Genomic DNA, 15274 nt, shown 5'->3' on the forward strand with positions numbered 1-15274 from the left:
CGCTCGCTCGCGCTTCGGGCTGCCTGTCTGTCACGTACCGATCTACCCCAAGTCCAGCCCGAGCAGGTATTCGTCGAGCGACTTTTGCCGCTCGTTGATCTGCTTGTTGAGCTCTTCGATCTGGGCGTGCGCCTTTTCGACCTGGTCTTCTTGCTCGCTGAATTTCTTCACGTAGCGAGCGTACAGGTCGTTGTTGCGATCCAATCGCGTCATGTTCTCGCGAATTCTGGCCTGCTCTTGCGAGACGGTGGCAATCGTCTGCTCGTGCTCTTGCCGCTTCGTCAGCAACTCCTGGATCTGCTGCTTCCGCTTGACGACTTCGGCCAGCGCCTTTTTCACTTCGGCCGAAACGGCCTGCGAGTGTTGATAGAACACGATCGTGTTGTCATCAAGGTTCGAAAGCGCCAACTGCTGCGAGATCGTCTGCTCCTCGACGATCTTCAGCGTCGCCGGCTTGCCGGGCTCGGCCGTGACGGCAAAGCGGTACACGTCGCGGGTCTTTTCCGTCGGCTCCTTCGGCTCGACCAGCTTCCAATTCGCCTCGACCGGATACTCGACGAGTACGGTCTTGGTATTCTTGCCCGAGTTCTTTACGGTGTATGTCACGGTTCGCTCGTACTTGCGAGTCGTGGTCAGCGTTCCCTTGGCGATCTTCACGCTCGTCAAATGCTCGGGCGAAGGCTTGGTCTCGGGCACGACCTCGACGTCCAGATCCAGGGCGTAGCTGATCAACCGCTCGCTCCCCGGCGGCAGGTCTTCGATCCGCGCGTCACCGGCGTACGTGTTGTCATCGAAAACCGTGATCGGCCCCTGCATCAGGTGCAAGTCGGTCGAATTCTTCAACCGGAAGCCGTTCAGCGGATGTTTCGGCTGCACGTTGGCGTTGTAGATCGACAGCTTCTCGCCATTGATCTCCCCGTTCGCGATCGGCAGCATGGCCGACTGCTGGCGAGGTAACGTGACGGGCGACTCGATCTTGTACTGAAACAACTCGCCGACGTCCCCGCCCGTGGCCGCGCTCTCGACGCCGCGGGTGAGGTTTAATTGCTGGTTTTGAAAGCGACCGTCCTCGGCAAGTGAGACCTGGCCACCTGCGTCGGCTTCGGCCGATGCGGGCGCCGCGGCCGGAGCTTGCGGCTCGTCCCGTACTCCGCGCCGAAGTGCCAAGCTTTCTACCTGCTTGCCCTGCGCGGGCAGTACGCCGCCTTTGCGGTCGCTCAGGGCGAACCATTGCTTGTTGTTCACATCCTGCCCATAGACTTGCGGCCGTAACGAGCTAAAGAGCTCGCTTTCGACTACCGGGCGATTGTTGTACAGCGGTTGATACAAATTCATCACGAACGAAATTGGCCGACCGCTGACCAGCGTCAGGTTCACGTCGCGCCAGTCCTCTTCCGTGGTGTTTTCGACCAGGGCCCAGCCTTGCAGGAACGGCGCTTTCTTGTCCGACAGCACCAGCCGGTACGTGGTGCGCCAGATGGGCGATTGTTGGATGTAGCCGACGCGGACGGGGCGCTTGCCCGCGCCTTCGAAACTGAGCGACACGGTTTTCTTATCAGTCGCATGCCCCAGGGCGAGCACGTTTAGCGCCTGGCGCAATTCGCCGTCGAGCTTGGCGTCCAACAGCTTGATGCGGCTGATCGTCGCCATCGGAAAGCTGCGCAGGCCCGCGTCGGTCAGCAGGTTCAAGAACTCGCTCTTCACGACCTTGTCCCGATCGCCCACTTGCTGTTCACGCGTCTCGACGCCCAGGATCGTACCGGTCACGCGGTTGGGGGCTTCGATTTCGACTTTCTCGCCCCGCACCTGGTCGAGCAAATTGGCCAGCGTGGGATTGTTCGTCAGGTCGATGGCAAACGTCTTGAGCGTTTTCGTGATCGGATCCATCGAGGCATAGGTGACGGTCGAGACCTTTCCGCCGGCCAGGTCCTGCAGCACCATGCTCTTGAGCAAGTCGTTGATCTCGGCGGCGTTGAACTTCAGATCGACCTTGGCGTTGCCGTCGATCTCGGCGCGGCGCTCGAAGAAACCGACACCGGCGTTGTAGAGGACGACTTTCTTGACCGGCAACGGGTCGTCTTGCTTCTCTTGCGCGGAAACGGCGCCGCCACCGATGGCACCGGCGACAACCAGCCCCACGACAAGCATCCAATGAGTCAATCTGCGTGCGATCATCTCGATGTTCCTTTGCGATTGAATACCGGCTAGCTCGCGCGCGTGCAATGCTGCGCGGAGCAAGCCCCTGCCCGGCCCAAGACCATGAGCATGACTGCCCTCAAGTCTAGCCCTTTGATGCGTTTGCTGGTGCGAAAGTTCCCGGATTCCGGGCCACCCTGGCACTGTCAGGCTGGTTTGGTACGATGCGCACGGGCAGTACCTTCGACAGCTTTCCACACGCCCCGTAGCCCGAATACGCGAGGTTCCATCAATGGTTCTCACCCCCAGCACCATGCTGCCGCTGGGCACGAAAGCCCCGGCATTTTCGCTGCCCGATACTAATGGCAAGACGGTTTCGCTAAGCGATTTCGCCGGCAAGCCGGCGCTTTTGGTCGTCTTCATGTGCAATCACTGCCCGTACGTCAAGCACGTAGCGGCGGGCCTGGCTCAGCTTGCCAAGGATTATCAGGCCAAGGGAGCGGCCGTCGTCGGCATTAGCGCGAACGACATCAAGAGCCATCCCGATGATGCACCGGCGAAGATGGCCGAAGAGGCGAAGCTGCGCGGCTACACGTTCCCGTACTTGTTCGACGAGTCGCAGGCCGTCGCCAAGGCGTACCGCGCCGCATGCACGCCGGACTTCTACGTCTTCGATCGTGAGCAGAAGCTCGTCTACCGCGGCCAGATGGACGCCAGCCGACCCGATAGCGGCATACCCGTCACGGGCAACGACCTGCGTGCCGCGCTCGATGCGACGCTAGCCGGCAAAGCGCCCGCCGCCGATCAGAAGCCAAGCATCGGCTGCAATATCAAGTGGAAGGCGAACAACGAGCCGGACTACTTCAAGTAGTTCCCTGAGCTGGAAAGGCGGCGAGTGATCAGCCTTCTCGGGTGGCACGGACAACTCGTTTGTCTCGCTCGCTATTCTTTGGGCAGGATGGCCCTCGAAGTTCGCGCTCAAACTGTCGGGGTTCGTGACGTTTGCGCTCGTAGCCCTGGCCTACGGCCTTGTTGATTTAAGGAGCGATGCCCAGGCCGGAATCGCGTTAGAGATCTTGCTTATTCCGGTTCCATTTCTGAGCGCCATTGGCTTATGGAGTCGGAGTGGAGATCGATCGCCGCCGTAGACGAATGTCGAGCGACCCTCGCTAAAGTCGACGTTTGCAGCAACCTAGCTCGGTTTGATGAAGTACACCTTCGATCCCACCCGCGTCGCGCACAAGCCTGAGACCGCCGAGAGCGCGATCAAGCGCGCAGCGCGACGAATGCGTGTTCGTCTCGCAACATCGCGCGGCATCGCGATTGTGCAGAATCCAAGTGAGCCCATGCGGCTCAAGCTAGCTGTTCCCAAGCTCCAAGGCTTCTAGCGTCTCTGTCCAGTTGCGGCACTGCGACAGGTCGGGAAGCTTAACCGCGCGATGTGCCTGGCGAGTGCTGGGCGATGCGGTGATTGGGCCATTGGAATCGCCAGCGCTGCGATACTGTGGGCCGATGGCCCGCGCAAAACTGAGAGTTAGCGCTGACAGGTGCCGAAGACGACAGATCTTTGTGAGGCTCATTAGCGGTCTCTCCTTTACGAAACAGGGGGCACCCAGTGATGGCTGGAAATTACCCCCCCGTTATAGGACTGTCAAATATTTTCTAGTAATCCTGTCGAATCCGTCGCCTTTTGCATGAAAACCGGGTCGCACGATTCAAGAAAAGAAATGAGCCGTGTTACACGGGTAAGTGGCGCTGAGCCGACCCCCCGGGTGGATGAATGTGTTTCCCCCCTCCGGACAGGAATGGACTTCCGCGTTTTGCGTGTGGATGTGCAATGCACAAGCGCTTTAGAAACAGTAGCCGCAGCGGCCCTCGACCACGAATATTGGCGATCGACGGCCATCGGTCGGCCCGCTGGCATGGTTGGCAATTCGGAGACCCTGCAGAACCGTGGCTTTCACCGCCGGTTCGGCGTGCGCTCGTTCTCGTCCTCCTCTTCCGCTTCCACCTCGCGGTGGATCGCCGGCCCCAGCCACCATCCCCATACCAGGTAATGGAGGCCCACGGTCAGGAACAACCCGCCGCCCACGACCACGGCCAGCCCGATCGTTCCCAGCGACAAGACGTAGAGCATCACCAAAGCCACGGCCAAGAGGCCGATCGTCAGTGTGGCGGCCAGCAGTGAATGCCAGGCGCGTGGCTTTTCGTCCGACATGACGCGCGTCTCGAAACAGATCGGTTGCCGCCCGACGGCATCCGGGCGGCTTCAGTCGATGAACTCGGGCTTGATTTTTTGCGGAATCACGCCCGCCGCATGACCGCGCGCCAATAACTCGCGTACGGCCTGCCGTCCGCGCGGGCCGAAGTCGAGCGTCCAATCATTCACGTACATGCCCACGAAGGTGTCGGCCTTGGAGCGATCGAGATCGCGACCGTATTGCAGCGCGTAGTCGAGAGCCTCCTGGCGATGCTCCAGTCCGTAGCGAATGCTCTCCTTGAGCAGCCGATTGACGTCGCGCATGACGTCGGCGCCCAGATCCTTGCGAATCGCATTAGCGCCCAGCGGCAGCGGCAAACCGGTTTCTTCGAACCACCACTGCCCGAGGTCGACGATCAGGTCCAGCTTCCGCTCGCCGTAAGTGAGTTGCCCTTCGTGGATAATCAAGCCTGCGTCGACGGGCTTACCCTGATACGCGCCAGCCTCGACCGCGTCGAGAATCTGATCGAATGGCACCACCACATGCGCGAAGTCACGGGCCAGGCACATCCGCAAAGCTAGGTAGGCCGTCGTCAGCGTGCCCGGCACGGCGATCGACGTGCCGCGCAGCTCGTCGAGCGACATCCTCTTTTTGGCGACCACCATCGGGCCATACTTGTCCCCCATGCTCGCTCCGCACGGGCACAGCGCGTAAATATCGGTCAGGTACGCGTAACCGTGCAGGCTGACGGCCGTCAGTTCGAGCTCACCCGAAAACGCGCGGCGGTTGAGCGTTTCGATATCGACCAATTCGTGGCGAAATTCGTATTCGCCGGTGGCGATCTTGTCGTTCGCCAGCGCATGGAACATGAACGCATCGTCCGGATCGGGGCTATGCCCGACGCGGATCAGGTGTTTCGTCGCCGTCACTCGATTTCTCCCGAGGCAATTGGTCGCTTCGTGCGGTTTGTGCCGCTGAATGATAGAAGGCCGGCCGAACATCGTCAATTTGCCCGGCAATGCTCGCGCGGCACGTGACGGCGAGCGGCAAAAAGGGGCCATTGACACCGCTCGCGCGCAATTCCATCAACGAAGGAACCGCGAACTTGCGGCCGCGATAACAGACGCGGACTTCGTCAGGGCCACCCAGGTGACGTCGCACGCCTGAGCTTATCGTAGCGGCGCGGCGCCCGATGGCAGCGGCGGTGCAGGCGGCAACGTGACAGGCTCGCCGGCCGAGATCACGACCGCGCTTGCCGGCATGTTCGTGGGCGTTGGCGTCGCAGCTGGGATACCCGCTCCGGCCGGCGCTGGACCGGCGGCAATGACTACGGTTCCGGTTGGCGCCACGGGCGCCTGCGGAGTGGGGGACGCGAGTGCCGCGCGTTCGACGGCGCCCCCGTCAGGCCGGCCGACGTCGGTCACCATCGTCGTCGCCCGCGGCGAACCGGACACCATGGCGACGGCCGGCCGCACGACGCCTGACCCCGGGGGAATGCCGGCCGAAACGAGCGGCGCGGGCCCCGGCACGGAACCGCCAGGTCCCATCCCGATGGGCGCGGTCCCGCTTCGCCCCACCGTCGACGGAGCGCCAGGCGCACCCATGACGTGCAAGGACGAACTTTGTTCGTTGGCCATCGCCACCGGTGCGCCGGAGCGCAACGTGTTGCGTCCCTCCTGGCCCGGCGAAGGCGCCGGAGCCGGCATTGCAGGACCGTTCGTATGGATCGGCGGCGCGGGGCCCGGTAGCTCGATATCGGGCTGCTTGGCGCCGGGCATGGCACTGCCGGGTGACGGCAGGCTGTTCGGCGGTCGCGTTTCGCCGCCCGGCGTGGCACTCGGCGCCGGAATTACCTCGCCCGGCGCGGTGCCCTGCGGGGTCTTCGTAAGCGCTTTGCCTTCGGTCGTGACCGCCGGTGGTAGCTGGAACTGCTGATACATGCCGCGATCCGTGAGGGGGCCTTGCGGCAGGATGTAGCTCAAACGAGTTGGCCGCGAGCGATTTTCGTCGCGACGCTGGGCGTCGTGATAGGCCTTATGCGGCCAGGGCCCTTCCGCCATATTGATGCCGTTGTTCTCGAGCAATGTATTGCTCTCGAACATCACATTCTTTACGGCCAGCGTGTACTCGACCATCGAGCGCGCGTACCGGCTGTCGGCGTCGGCCAGGCGGCGCTGCGATTCGACCAGGTCCAAAAGCGATGCCGTGTCGGCCTCGAAAGCGGCCTGCACCGCGGCCATTTGCTGCGCTGCCGCCACGCGGCGATTGTAATTCGTCTGCGCCACGATGTAGGAGCGATCGACGTCCCCCACGACATTGCTTAGATCGTGAATGACCTGTAGCTCCATTTCGCGCAAAATGGCACGCTCGCGGGCCAGCACCAGCTGCGCGTTGCGCACCGCGGCATGCCCCTGGCGAAAACCGATCGGCATGTCGAACTGCGCGCCCAACTGCCATTCCTGGAATTGCCCGCCAAACAGGGTTTGCACGGCGTTGTCGAATTGCGGATTGTCGCCGTAATTGATCAGGTTGTGGCCGAAGCCGCGCCACCGGTACAGCCCCTCGGCGTCCAAGCGGGGCAACAGGAAATTGCGGGCCGCGATCAGCTCTAGTTCGCGGCGTTTGACGAACGAACGCTGCCGGCGCAATTCTGCACGGCGGTTGAGCGCTTCTTGCGTGAGTTGATCCCAGTCGAAACAGACCCGAGCTTGCAGCGGTTCCTCGGCCGGGCGGATGAGCCGTGGATCGTTCGGTGGCAGACCCATCGTCAATCGCAGCCGGCGCTCGGTCACGTAGACGCCCGGATTGGCGCGGAACGTGCCGCCGCTCGATCCGTTGTTGGTGCGCGTACCGTCGAACAGCCGCCCTGTGAGAGCGTCTTCGACCTCGGCCTGGAAGAAATAATACTGGTCGCGGGCCTGCGCTTCCTTGTCGGCTTCGCCACCGCGGCGGCCGGTGACGTACAAAGCATGAATCCGCCGCCACGTTTCCAGGGCGCTGTCGCGGGCCACGATTTTGGCGTGCAAGTCGCGATAGGCGAAATAGAGGTCCCAGTAGGCGTTCTCGACGTTGCTGATCAGGTTGCGCACGCCCAGCTCGAACTCGGCCAGGCTGATGTCGGTATTAACGCGCGCGATCAGCACACCGTTGGCCTGGCCGATCGTGCCGTTGGGACCGGCGATGCGGTTGTAGAGGACGCCGGCGCCTTGCAATAACGGCTGGCGGACCTCGGCCTCGATGTTATTGTCCCAGGAATGCGGGAACAAGTTCGCCGGGGCGTTGTTGGCGTCGTAGACCGTGTTCTGCCGCAAGAAGTACTGGCCGCCGGTCGCGGCGCGTTTGGCGAGCTGAATCTGGTACTGATTCAAATCCTGTTGGAACAGGCGCGTGCCGCCGCCGAAGAACTCGTTGTTGAGCGCGCGATGGTTGTTTTGCCAATTGCCCGTCGCCGACAGGTCGGCATCGAACTGCGATAGCGCGGCTTCGACACCGTAGTTGGGATCGGTTTCAGTGATCGCTGGCCCCTGCACCGTGCGCACGATTTGCGGATTTACGAGCACCTGCCCGCCCAAATCGCGCAGCACCGGCGAATTGACCATCGCCAGTTTCAGAGCCTCCTCCAGCGTCAGGTCCCAGTACTGCGGCGGTCCTTCCCGGATGACGTGTGGCGCGAAAGATGAAAAATCGTCCTTGCGCTCGGGCACCGGCTCGTTCGGGTACTCCATCTCCAGGGCCACGTTCTTGTAGTGCGCGGCTTGCTGCACCGAGGGATCGGCCACCGGCAGAGGCGTTCGCATCAGGCAGCCAGTGCTAGCTGCCAGGACGATCGCGGTCCAAAGCATGTTGGCAAGGAACACCCGGGCGGCAACGGCGCGGCGCAGCAAGGCCAGCGGTGCATCGCCATCAGGCGAATGCGCCGGCCCGTCGCTTCGGCCGTAGCGGCGTTTCGTTTCCAAGACGTTGGTCGCCAAAAGGATAGGTGCTGCCCACAACCCGCCTGGCGGCGGCTGCGTATATCTGCTGACTGCTTTGACCGTGGCGCAAGCGCAGCGCGGGCATCGCGCGGCCCTAGGCCATTGGGCATATAGATCGGCGCCCGCAGACTTTTCCCAAACTCTTTTTTCCACATAACCGGAAAGTTCGCCGCGATATTGGCCAGGCCTCCCGCCCCAGGCCTCGCTAGCAGCGTGACTCTGGGGGTGCGGCGATATACTGGGAAGAATGACAGCAGACCCGCTGCCGACGGAATTCGCGACCGCTGCGTCGACCTGGCAACATCTCGACGATCTCGTCGACGAGATTGTCGATCTGGTGCATGGCCGTCTGGCCCCGCGCGAATTCTGGCGGCAACTGCTCAATCGCAGCGTCCAGGCGCTCGCTGCCTCGGGCGGCGCCGTCTGGCTACAGCGCACCGACGGGCGTTTCGTGCTCGAGTGCCAGATTGGTTCGGAAGAAGCGCCTTGGCAGGGACCGGCCGAGTCAGCGCACAGGCACGCGCGGCTCATCGAGCACGTCGCCGAAACGCAATTGGCGCTTTCGCTCCCTCCTTGCAGCGGCCCGGCCACCGAGGCGGCGACCGATAACCCGTCGGCGCAGCTATTGTTGCTCTCGCCGGTCGTTGCGGATGGACGAACGACGGCCATCCTGGAAATCTCGCAGCGTCCGACCGAAGCGCCCGCGGCCGCCGACGGCTACCTGCGATTCCTGTCGGCCGTTTGCGAGGTGGCCGCCGACTACGTTCGGCAGCGGCAATTCCATGAGTTGCGCGAGCACGCCACGTCGCGCGGGCAGTTCGACAACTTCACGCAATCGGTCCACGCCACTCTCGATTCGCGCCGCGTGGCCTATGCCCTGGCCAACGATGGTCGGTCGATCATCGGCTGCGACCGCGCGAGCGTGGCGCTCATGCGCGGGCGGAAGGCACGCTTGCTCGCGGTCTCGGGCGTCGACACGCTGAATCGCCGCGCGGCCAGCGTGCGGGCCCTCGAAGCGCTCACTAGCGCGGCGGTCGCGATCGATGAACCGCTGTGGTACCCGGCGGACGTTGCCGAGCTGCCGCCGCAAATCGAGCGCGTATTGCAGGCTTATCTCGACGAATCGCACGCCCGGCAATTGGCCGTTATTCCGTTGCGCGAGCCGGTCACGGATGACGATCATCCGCGCGAGGCACGGCCCATCGGCGCACTGGTATGCGAATACTTCAAGCCACACGATGACGCCGGGCAGGCGCAAGCGCTGCCGCTCGCCGTGGCCGCGCAGGGGGCGACCGCGCTGGCAAACGCCCTGGAATACGAAGCGATTCCCTTCGCCCGCCTGTGGCGTGGGCTGGGCCAATCGCGACGGCTGGTGCGCGGCCGACAATTACCCAAGACTCTCTTGGCCTTGGCCGCAATCGCCGCCGCCGTGGCGACGCTGGCGTGGGTGCAGGTCGACTTCACCGTCGAAGGACGCGGAGAGTTGGTGCCCGCGGTGCGCCGCGACGTCTTTGCGCCGGTCGACGGCGTAATCTCGGAAATCCTCGTAGCGCACGGCGACGCCGTACGCGAAGGGCAGGAACTGCTCGTACTGCGGCGCCCGCAACTGGAGCTGGAACGCACCCGCGTGTTGGGCGAGCTGCAAACGGCGCGCAAGAAGTTGTCGAGCCTGCAGGCCATGCGCTTCGCGGGGAACGCGTCCTCGGCCGAGGCCCGCGAACAATATCGCCAGCGCACTGCCGACGAAGAAGAAGTCAAAGAGCAACTCGCGAGCTTGCAAGAACAGCTCGCGCTGCTGGACCAGCAGCAAGCGGAACTAACGGTACGCAGCCCCATCGCCGGCCAGGTGCTCACCTGGGACGTCGCGCAAGTGCTCGCCTCGCGACCCATCGAGCGTGGGCAGATGCTGCTATCGATCGGCGACCCGGCGGGGCCGTGGGAACTCGACCTGCGCGTGGACGATGATCGCATCGGCCACGTGCTCGAGGCGCGGGGCCAATCGGACCTGCCGCTGCCGGTATCGTTTTTGCTAGCGATGGATCCCGATCACGAGTGCCAGGCGGAGCTTGCCGACGTCGCCCTGAATACCGACGTGCTGGAGAACGCCGGACCGCAGGTTCTGATCACGGCCAAGGTCGATAGCGAGGTCCTGCAGCGGCCGCGACCGGGGGCCAGCGTGGTGGCAAAAATTCACTGCGGACGGCGATCACTAGGGTTCGTCTGGTTACACGACCTATGGGATGCGGCGCGGACGCGATTGTTTTTCTAACCATTTGTTTGAAAACCTTAGGACCGTCTCGGGTGGGTGCCACTGGTAGCTTGTCTACCAGTGCCTATGTGGAGTTCTGCACTGGTGGGCGAGCCACCAGTGGCACCCGATCGAGGATATTAATACGCCGTCGGACGAATTAGCATTTCACGCCAGAACACGCGGAGATCGCCATGCAGTGGCTCGCTACGATGTGCCTGCTGTTAGCGCCCGATGCTGCGGCGGCCGATGATTCGATCGTGGTCGAGGAAGCCCTGGTCACGTTGATCGAGCAGGCCGAGGTGCCAGCGCGCGAGGCGGGCGTGCTGGCCGTGATCAATGTCCGTGAAGGCCAAATTGTCGCCGTCGGCGATGCCCTCGCCCACCTCGACGACACGCAGGCCCAATTGACCAAGAAGCGGGCTGAAATCGAGCTCGACGTCGCCCGGGCCGAGGCCGCGAATGACGTCGACGTGCGCTTCGCCCAGAAATCGACCGAGGTCACCCGCGCCGAGCTTCGCCGCGCCAGCGAGTCGATGGAGAAATACAAAAAGAGTGTCTCGGCCACCGAGCTTGACCGGCTGCGTCTCGAGGCCGAGCGCGCGGCATTGCAAGTCGAACAAGCGCAGGAAGAGTTGAAGGTCGCCGGCTTCACCGAGCGGCTCAAGCAGAACGAGCTGGACTATGCCGCGTGGACCCTCGAACGGCTGCGCATCAAGTCACCGCTCGACGGCATGGTGGTCGAGATCAATCAACGGCCCGGGGAATGGGTGGAACCCGGTGAAACCATGTTCCGCGTCGTGCGCATCGATCGGCTGCGCGTGGAAGCGTTTCTCGATGCCCATCAGGCGGCGGGCTCACTCGCCGGCCGCCCGGTCAAGTTGTCTATCGATGGCAAGGGAGACAGGAGCGCGGAATTCTCGGGCAAGATCGTTTTCGTCAGTCCCGAAGTCGATCCGGTGAACGGCCAGGTGCGCGTGTGGGCCGAGGTGGAAAACCGCGACGGCCAGTTGCGCCCCGGCGTACATGGCAAGCTCACGATCGGCCCGCTACCGGCCGACACTCCGCGCCCGGCGGCGGCGAATTGAGCGCGATTTCGGCAGGATCCGACATTTGAATTTCGACATTCGTCATTTGACACACCCGTGACCACGCTTGCTCGACAATCTGCCGCTGCTAGCCGTCGGGCACTGGCCGTGCGCATGCGCCCGGACCTGGTCGTCGTGCCGCAATCGGTCGCTGGTCGTCGCAGTTGGGCCATCAAAGATCCAGTGGCGCTGGCATATTTTCGACTGCGCGACGAGGAATTGGCCGTGCTGGAAATGCTCGACGGCCGCGCGAGCGCGGCCGAGATCATGGCCCGTTTTGAACAGCGTTTTGCGCCGCGCCGTCTCACGCCCGAGGGCTTGCAAGGCTTTCTGGCGCGGCTGCACCGCGACGGTTTGATCGTCTCGGCCGCCGCCGGACAGGGCACGCAACTGCTCGACCGCGCCGGGGCTTCACTGCGGCGGCGGCGGCTGGCCAGCGTCACGAATCTGTTGTCGATTCGGCTGCCGGGGATCAATCCCACGCGGTTTCTGGAGTATCTGCAACCACTGGCGGCTTTGTTCTTCTCGCGCACGGCGCTGCTTGCGGGGGCGTCGCTGGCGATCGCCATGCTGGCGGTCATGGCCACGCATGTCGCGCGCTTTGCCGCGCGGTTGCCCGACTGGCAGAACTACCTCACGCCGCGCAATGCTGTGCTGGCCGTGGCCGCCATTTCGCTGGTGAAGGTGCTACACGAATTCGGGCACGCCTTGGCGTGCCGGCGTTTCGGCGGCGAGTGTACCGAAATCGGGCCGATGTTCCTCGTGTTTGCCCCTTGCTTGTATTGCGATGTTTCCGATTCCTGGATGTTTGCCAGTAAATGGCGACGCGCGGCGGTGGCCGCGGCGGGCATTTACGTCGAGGTGGTGTTGGCCGCGATGGCCGCCGCCCTGTGGTGGTCGAGCGAGCCGGGGCTCTTCAAGGCCTTGTGCTTTAACGTGATGCTCGTCGGCTCGATCAATACGCTCTTGTTCAATGGCAATCCGCTATTGCGCTACGACGGCTACTACGTCCTCTCGGACTTGATCGAGATACCGAACCTGGCCGAACAATCGTCGACGGCGCTCCGGACGTTGGCCGCGCGCGTGCTGCTGGGGCAGCGTTCGCGAACCCGCAGCGAGTGGACCGGATGGCGATACGTTTTCCTGCTCGCCTACGGCGTTGCCGCTACGGCTTATCGTTTTGTGCTGGTGGCCCTGTTGCTGTGGTTCTGCTATCGAGCACTTTTGCCCTATCGGTTGGAGACGCTCGCCGTCGCGCTCGGCGCGAGCGTGCTGGGCGGCATGATTGCGAGCCCGCTCGCGCGCGGCTGGCGTTTTGCCCGCACGCCCACGGTGGGACCAAAAGTGCCGGCCGCACGCCTTTTCGCGGTGGGGGTTCTGACTCTCTCGCTCCTGGCGGCGCTCGTGCTCGTCCCCCTGCCGGTGCGGGTCACGGCACCGGTGGTGATCGAACCGCAAGACGCTCAGAGGGTCTACGTATCCGAAGCGGGCACGCTGCAATTCGCCGTCGCGGCGGGGCAGGCGGTGCAGGCAGGCGAGACACTCGCGCGCCTGACAAACCCCGATCTGGACCTGGAACTCGCACGCCTGACGGGCGAGCGCAATCAGCAGCGTTCGCGCTTGGCAAATCTGGAAAGGCGCCGCGGGCAGGATCGCGCCGCTGCCGCCGAGATTCCCACCGCACGCGAGGCGCTCGCCGACGTCGAAGAGCGTCTCGCCAAGCGCACTGCCGATCGCGAGCGACTCGTGCTGCGGGCACCGATCGCCGGAACCGTACTACCACCGGAGTGGAACGCGCAGCCCGTGCTGCCCGAATCGCTGCCGACGTGGCGCGGGACGCCAATGCTCGCGCGAAACCAGGGCGCATTTCTAGAGGTCGGCACACTTTTTTGCCTGATAGGCGACCCGCAACGCGTCGAGGCCGTGGCCACGGTCGATCAGGCCGACATCGATCGGCTGGCCGTGGGCGAGCGCGTCGACATCAAGGTCGACCAGGCGGCCGGCACGATTCTCCTCGGCACCGTCAAGGAGGTTGCCGAAGTCGACGTCGATATCGCGCCGCGGCGGCTCGCCAAGACAGGCGAGTTAGCAACCCGTACCGATTCCACGGGCATCGCGCGGCCGTTGTCGGCCTCGTACCAGGTGCGCATCGTCCTGGACACGACGGATCGGACGGTGCTCTTAGGCGCGCCAGGCCGGGTGCGCATTCACTGTCCGGCCGAGTCGGTCGTGGCACGCGTTCGCCGCTGGCTGCGCGGATCGTTTCATTTTTCCGTGTAGCGCAGCGCAAACGCCAGAGGCGAAGCCCGAACGATCGGCGAAACCGCCTACGGGATCAAGAAGCACAGGCCCACGATGTAGGCCGTTTCCATCGAGATGGCGTCGAGACGCACTTCCGGCCAGTTGATCTGATACGGCGCGCGGCTGCCCGGCCGGTAATACCCGAGCGAGTAGACGCGCTCACGCGGCGGGTGGACGACCATCATGTAGGGGAGCAATGGAATCTTGACGAAGAACTGCGCGCCCGAGATCCAGAACTGGCCGATGCCCCAGTCGTAGCCGTAGCGCTCGAGATTGGGTTGCTCGAAGTACAACGGCTGATTGAAGAAGGCCGGCGATTCCCAGTAATACGAGTAATTCAGCGGTATGCGCTGATATTCCGTCGCGCCAAACTCGCGATCGAGCGTGGACGTGGGATCGGTCTCGCGCGGAACTTGCCCTTCCTTGGGCAGAATGTTGATCGTCAGCGACCCAATCGGGCGGATGCCGTAGTCACCGTAAGTTGGCGGCGACACGGGACCGGTCGGGCTAGCCGGCGCAATCGTCTCGCTGGGCGGAGGAAGCGGTATCGGCTGCGCCGAGGGGGACCGTGGCGCGTCAGGTTGGTTCAATAGCGCGGTGGGTCGAACTTGGACCCGGGATGTCGGCAACCCCATGGGAGCCAGCCGCAGTTCCGAGGAGTTGATCGCTTGCAGTGGTTGACCGACATCGCGCGGCGCCTGCTCGACCGTCGACATCCGCAACACGGACCCCTGTGATGCGGGAAGACCGGCCGGGACAAATTGCAGCGAACCTGGCGGATCGGCGACGGCTGTCGATGCACTCTGAAACAAACCCGTCAGCAAGACACCGACGACTAACAGCCGCGGCCTTGCCACCGCGCGGCGCGCACCACGAGCCGGGCGTTCTTGGCCGACGGCAATCGTTGGCAATGCGTCGTGCCGCATGGTGGTAACGTGTACGAATCGTGAAGGGTGTAGGGGTTCTATCGGCCAGAGATCGGCCTGTGCTGAATTGCAGTTCGCACGTTCCGGCCCAGGGGAATGACGCAAACCTCCTATCTCAACAGGATTTACTCCCTGGCCGCCGGCTTGTCGTGGAATCACCCTCGGCCAGACCCGCCCAGCGGAAGGCGCGATTTCTCGCTCGAATCTCGCGCGCGAATGTAGGGATGGCAGGAGCCAAAAGGTCCGCTGCCGAAGCACGTTACGGCGACAAAATCGTTGACAGTTACGGAGATTCGTCCTGATAATCGAGGTCTACGCCGCGCGCGGAACAGAGCCTGCCAGAAGCGGCGCGGCGCATAGCCTGGCAAGATCAAGGTCGGGGCGGCGGCCGTAGATAGGT

10 protein-coding genes are annotated in these 15274 nt (G+C 63.5%); 5 read left to right on the forward strand and 5 right to left on the reverse strand.

Features of this window, described 5'->3' with window-relative positions; genetic code table 11:
* Positions 1–42: 42 nt before the first annotated feature.
* Complete coding sequence (locus VHD36_14510; GenBank protein ID HVU88529.1) at positions 43–2175, reverse strand: hypothetical protein; 2133 nt, start codon at positions 2173–2175, stop codon at positions 43–45.
* Positions 2176–2428: 253 nt separating this feature from the next.
* On the opposite strand from VHD36_14510, the gene VHD36_14515 reads away from it, so the two are divergent.
* Together VHD36_14515 and VHD36_14520 are read left to right on the forward strand one after the other, a co-directional pair.
* On the forward strand, positions 2429–3007 hold the full coding sequence (locus VHD36_14515) for a thioredoxin family protein (GenBank protein HVU88530.1): 579 nt from the start codon (positions 2429–2431) through the stop codon (positions 3005–3007).
* A 334-nt stretch (positions 3008–3341) separates the two neighbouring features.
* Positions 3342–3524 (forward strand): hypothetical protein, encoded by a 183-nt coding sequence (locus VHD36_14520; GenBank protein ID HVU88531.1) that lies wholly within the window; start codon positions 3342–3344, stop codon positions 3522–3524.
* 572 nt (positions 3525–4096) lie between these two features.
* On the opposite strand, the gene VHD36_14525 is transcribed toward VHD36_14520, so the two are convergent.
* The 3 genes from VHD36_14525 to VHD36_14535 all read right to left on the reverse strand — a co-directional run bounded on the left by VHD36_14525 (position 4097) and on the right by VHD36_14535 (position 8293).
* Positions 4097–4354, reverse strand: coding sequence for a hypothetical protein (locus VHD36_14525; GenBank protein HVU88532.1), 258 nt, complete (start codon positions 4352–4354; stop codon positions 4097–4099).
* A gap of 51 nt (positions 4355–4405) precedes the next feature.
* Positions 4406–5266 carry an MqnA/MqnD/SBP family protein gene (locus tag VHD36_14530; GenBank protein HVU88533.1) on the reverse strand — a complete coding sequence of 287 codons (861 nt, stop codon included), beginning with the start codon at positions 5264–5266 and terminating at the stop codon, positions 4406–4408.
* 240 nt (positions 5267–5506) lie between these two features.
* Positions 5507–8293, reverse strand: coding sequence for a TolC family protein (locus VHD36_14535; GenBank protein HVU88534.1), 2787 nt, complete (start codon positions 8291–8293; stop codon positions 5507–5509).
* A gap of 265 nt (positions 8294–8558) precedes the next feature.
* Between VHD36_14535 and VHD36_14540 the strand changes: the two genes are divergently transcribed.
* The 3 genes from VHD36_14540 (at position 8559) to VHD36_14550 (ending at position 13927) form a co-directional block, all read left to right on the forward strand.
* A complete protein-coding gene (locus VHD36_14540; GenBank protein HVU88535.1) occupies positions 8559–10580 on the forward strand; it encodes a biotin/lipoyl-binding protein in 2022 nt (673 codons plus the stop codon).
* A gap of 173 nt (positions 10581–10753) precedes the next feature.
* Positions 10754–11647, forward strand: a complete 894-nt coding sequence (locus VHD36_14545) for an HlyD family efflux transporter periplasmic adaptor subunit (GenBank protein HVU88536.1) — start codon at positions 10754–10756, stop codon at positions 11645–11647.
* A gap of 114 nt (positions 11648–11761) precedes the next feature.
* Complete coding sequence (locus VHD36_14550; protein ID HVU88537.1) at positions 11762–13927, forward strand: HlyD family efflux transporter periplasmic adaptor subunit; 2166 nt, start codon at positions 11762–11764, stop codon at positions 13925–13927.
* Between the two features lie 47 nt (positions 13928–13974).
* Here VHD36_14550 and VHD36_14555 read toward each other — a convergent pair whose 3' ends face one another.
* Positions 13975–14874, reverse strand: coding sequence for a hypothetical protein (locus VHD36_14555; protein ID HVU88538.1), 900 nt, complete (start codon positions 14872–14874; stop codon positions 13975–13977).
* Positions 14875–15274: the final 400 nt, after the last annotated feature.

The sequence above is a fragment of the Pirellulales bacterium genome (assembly GCA_035546535.1).
In the GTDB taxonomy this organism is placed as follows: Bacteria; Planctomycetota; Planctomycetia; order Pirellulales; family JACPPG01; genus JACPPG01.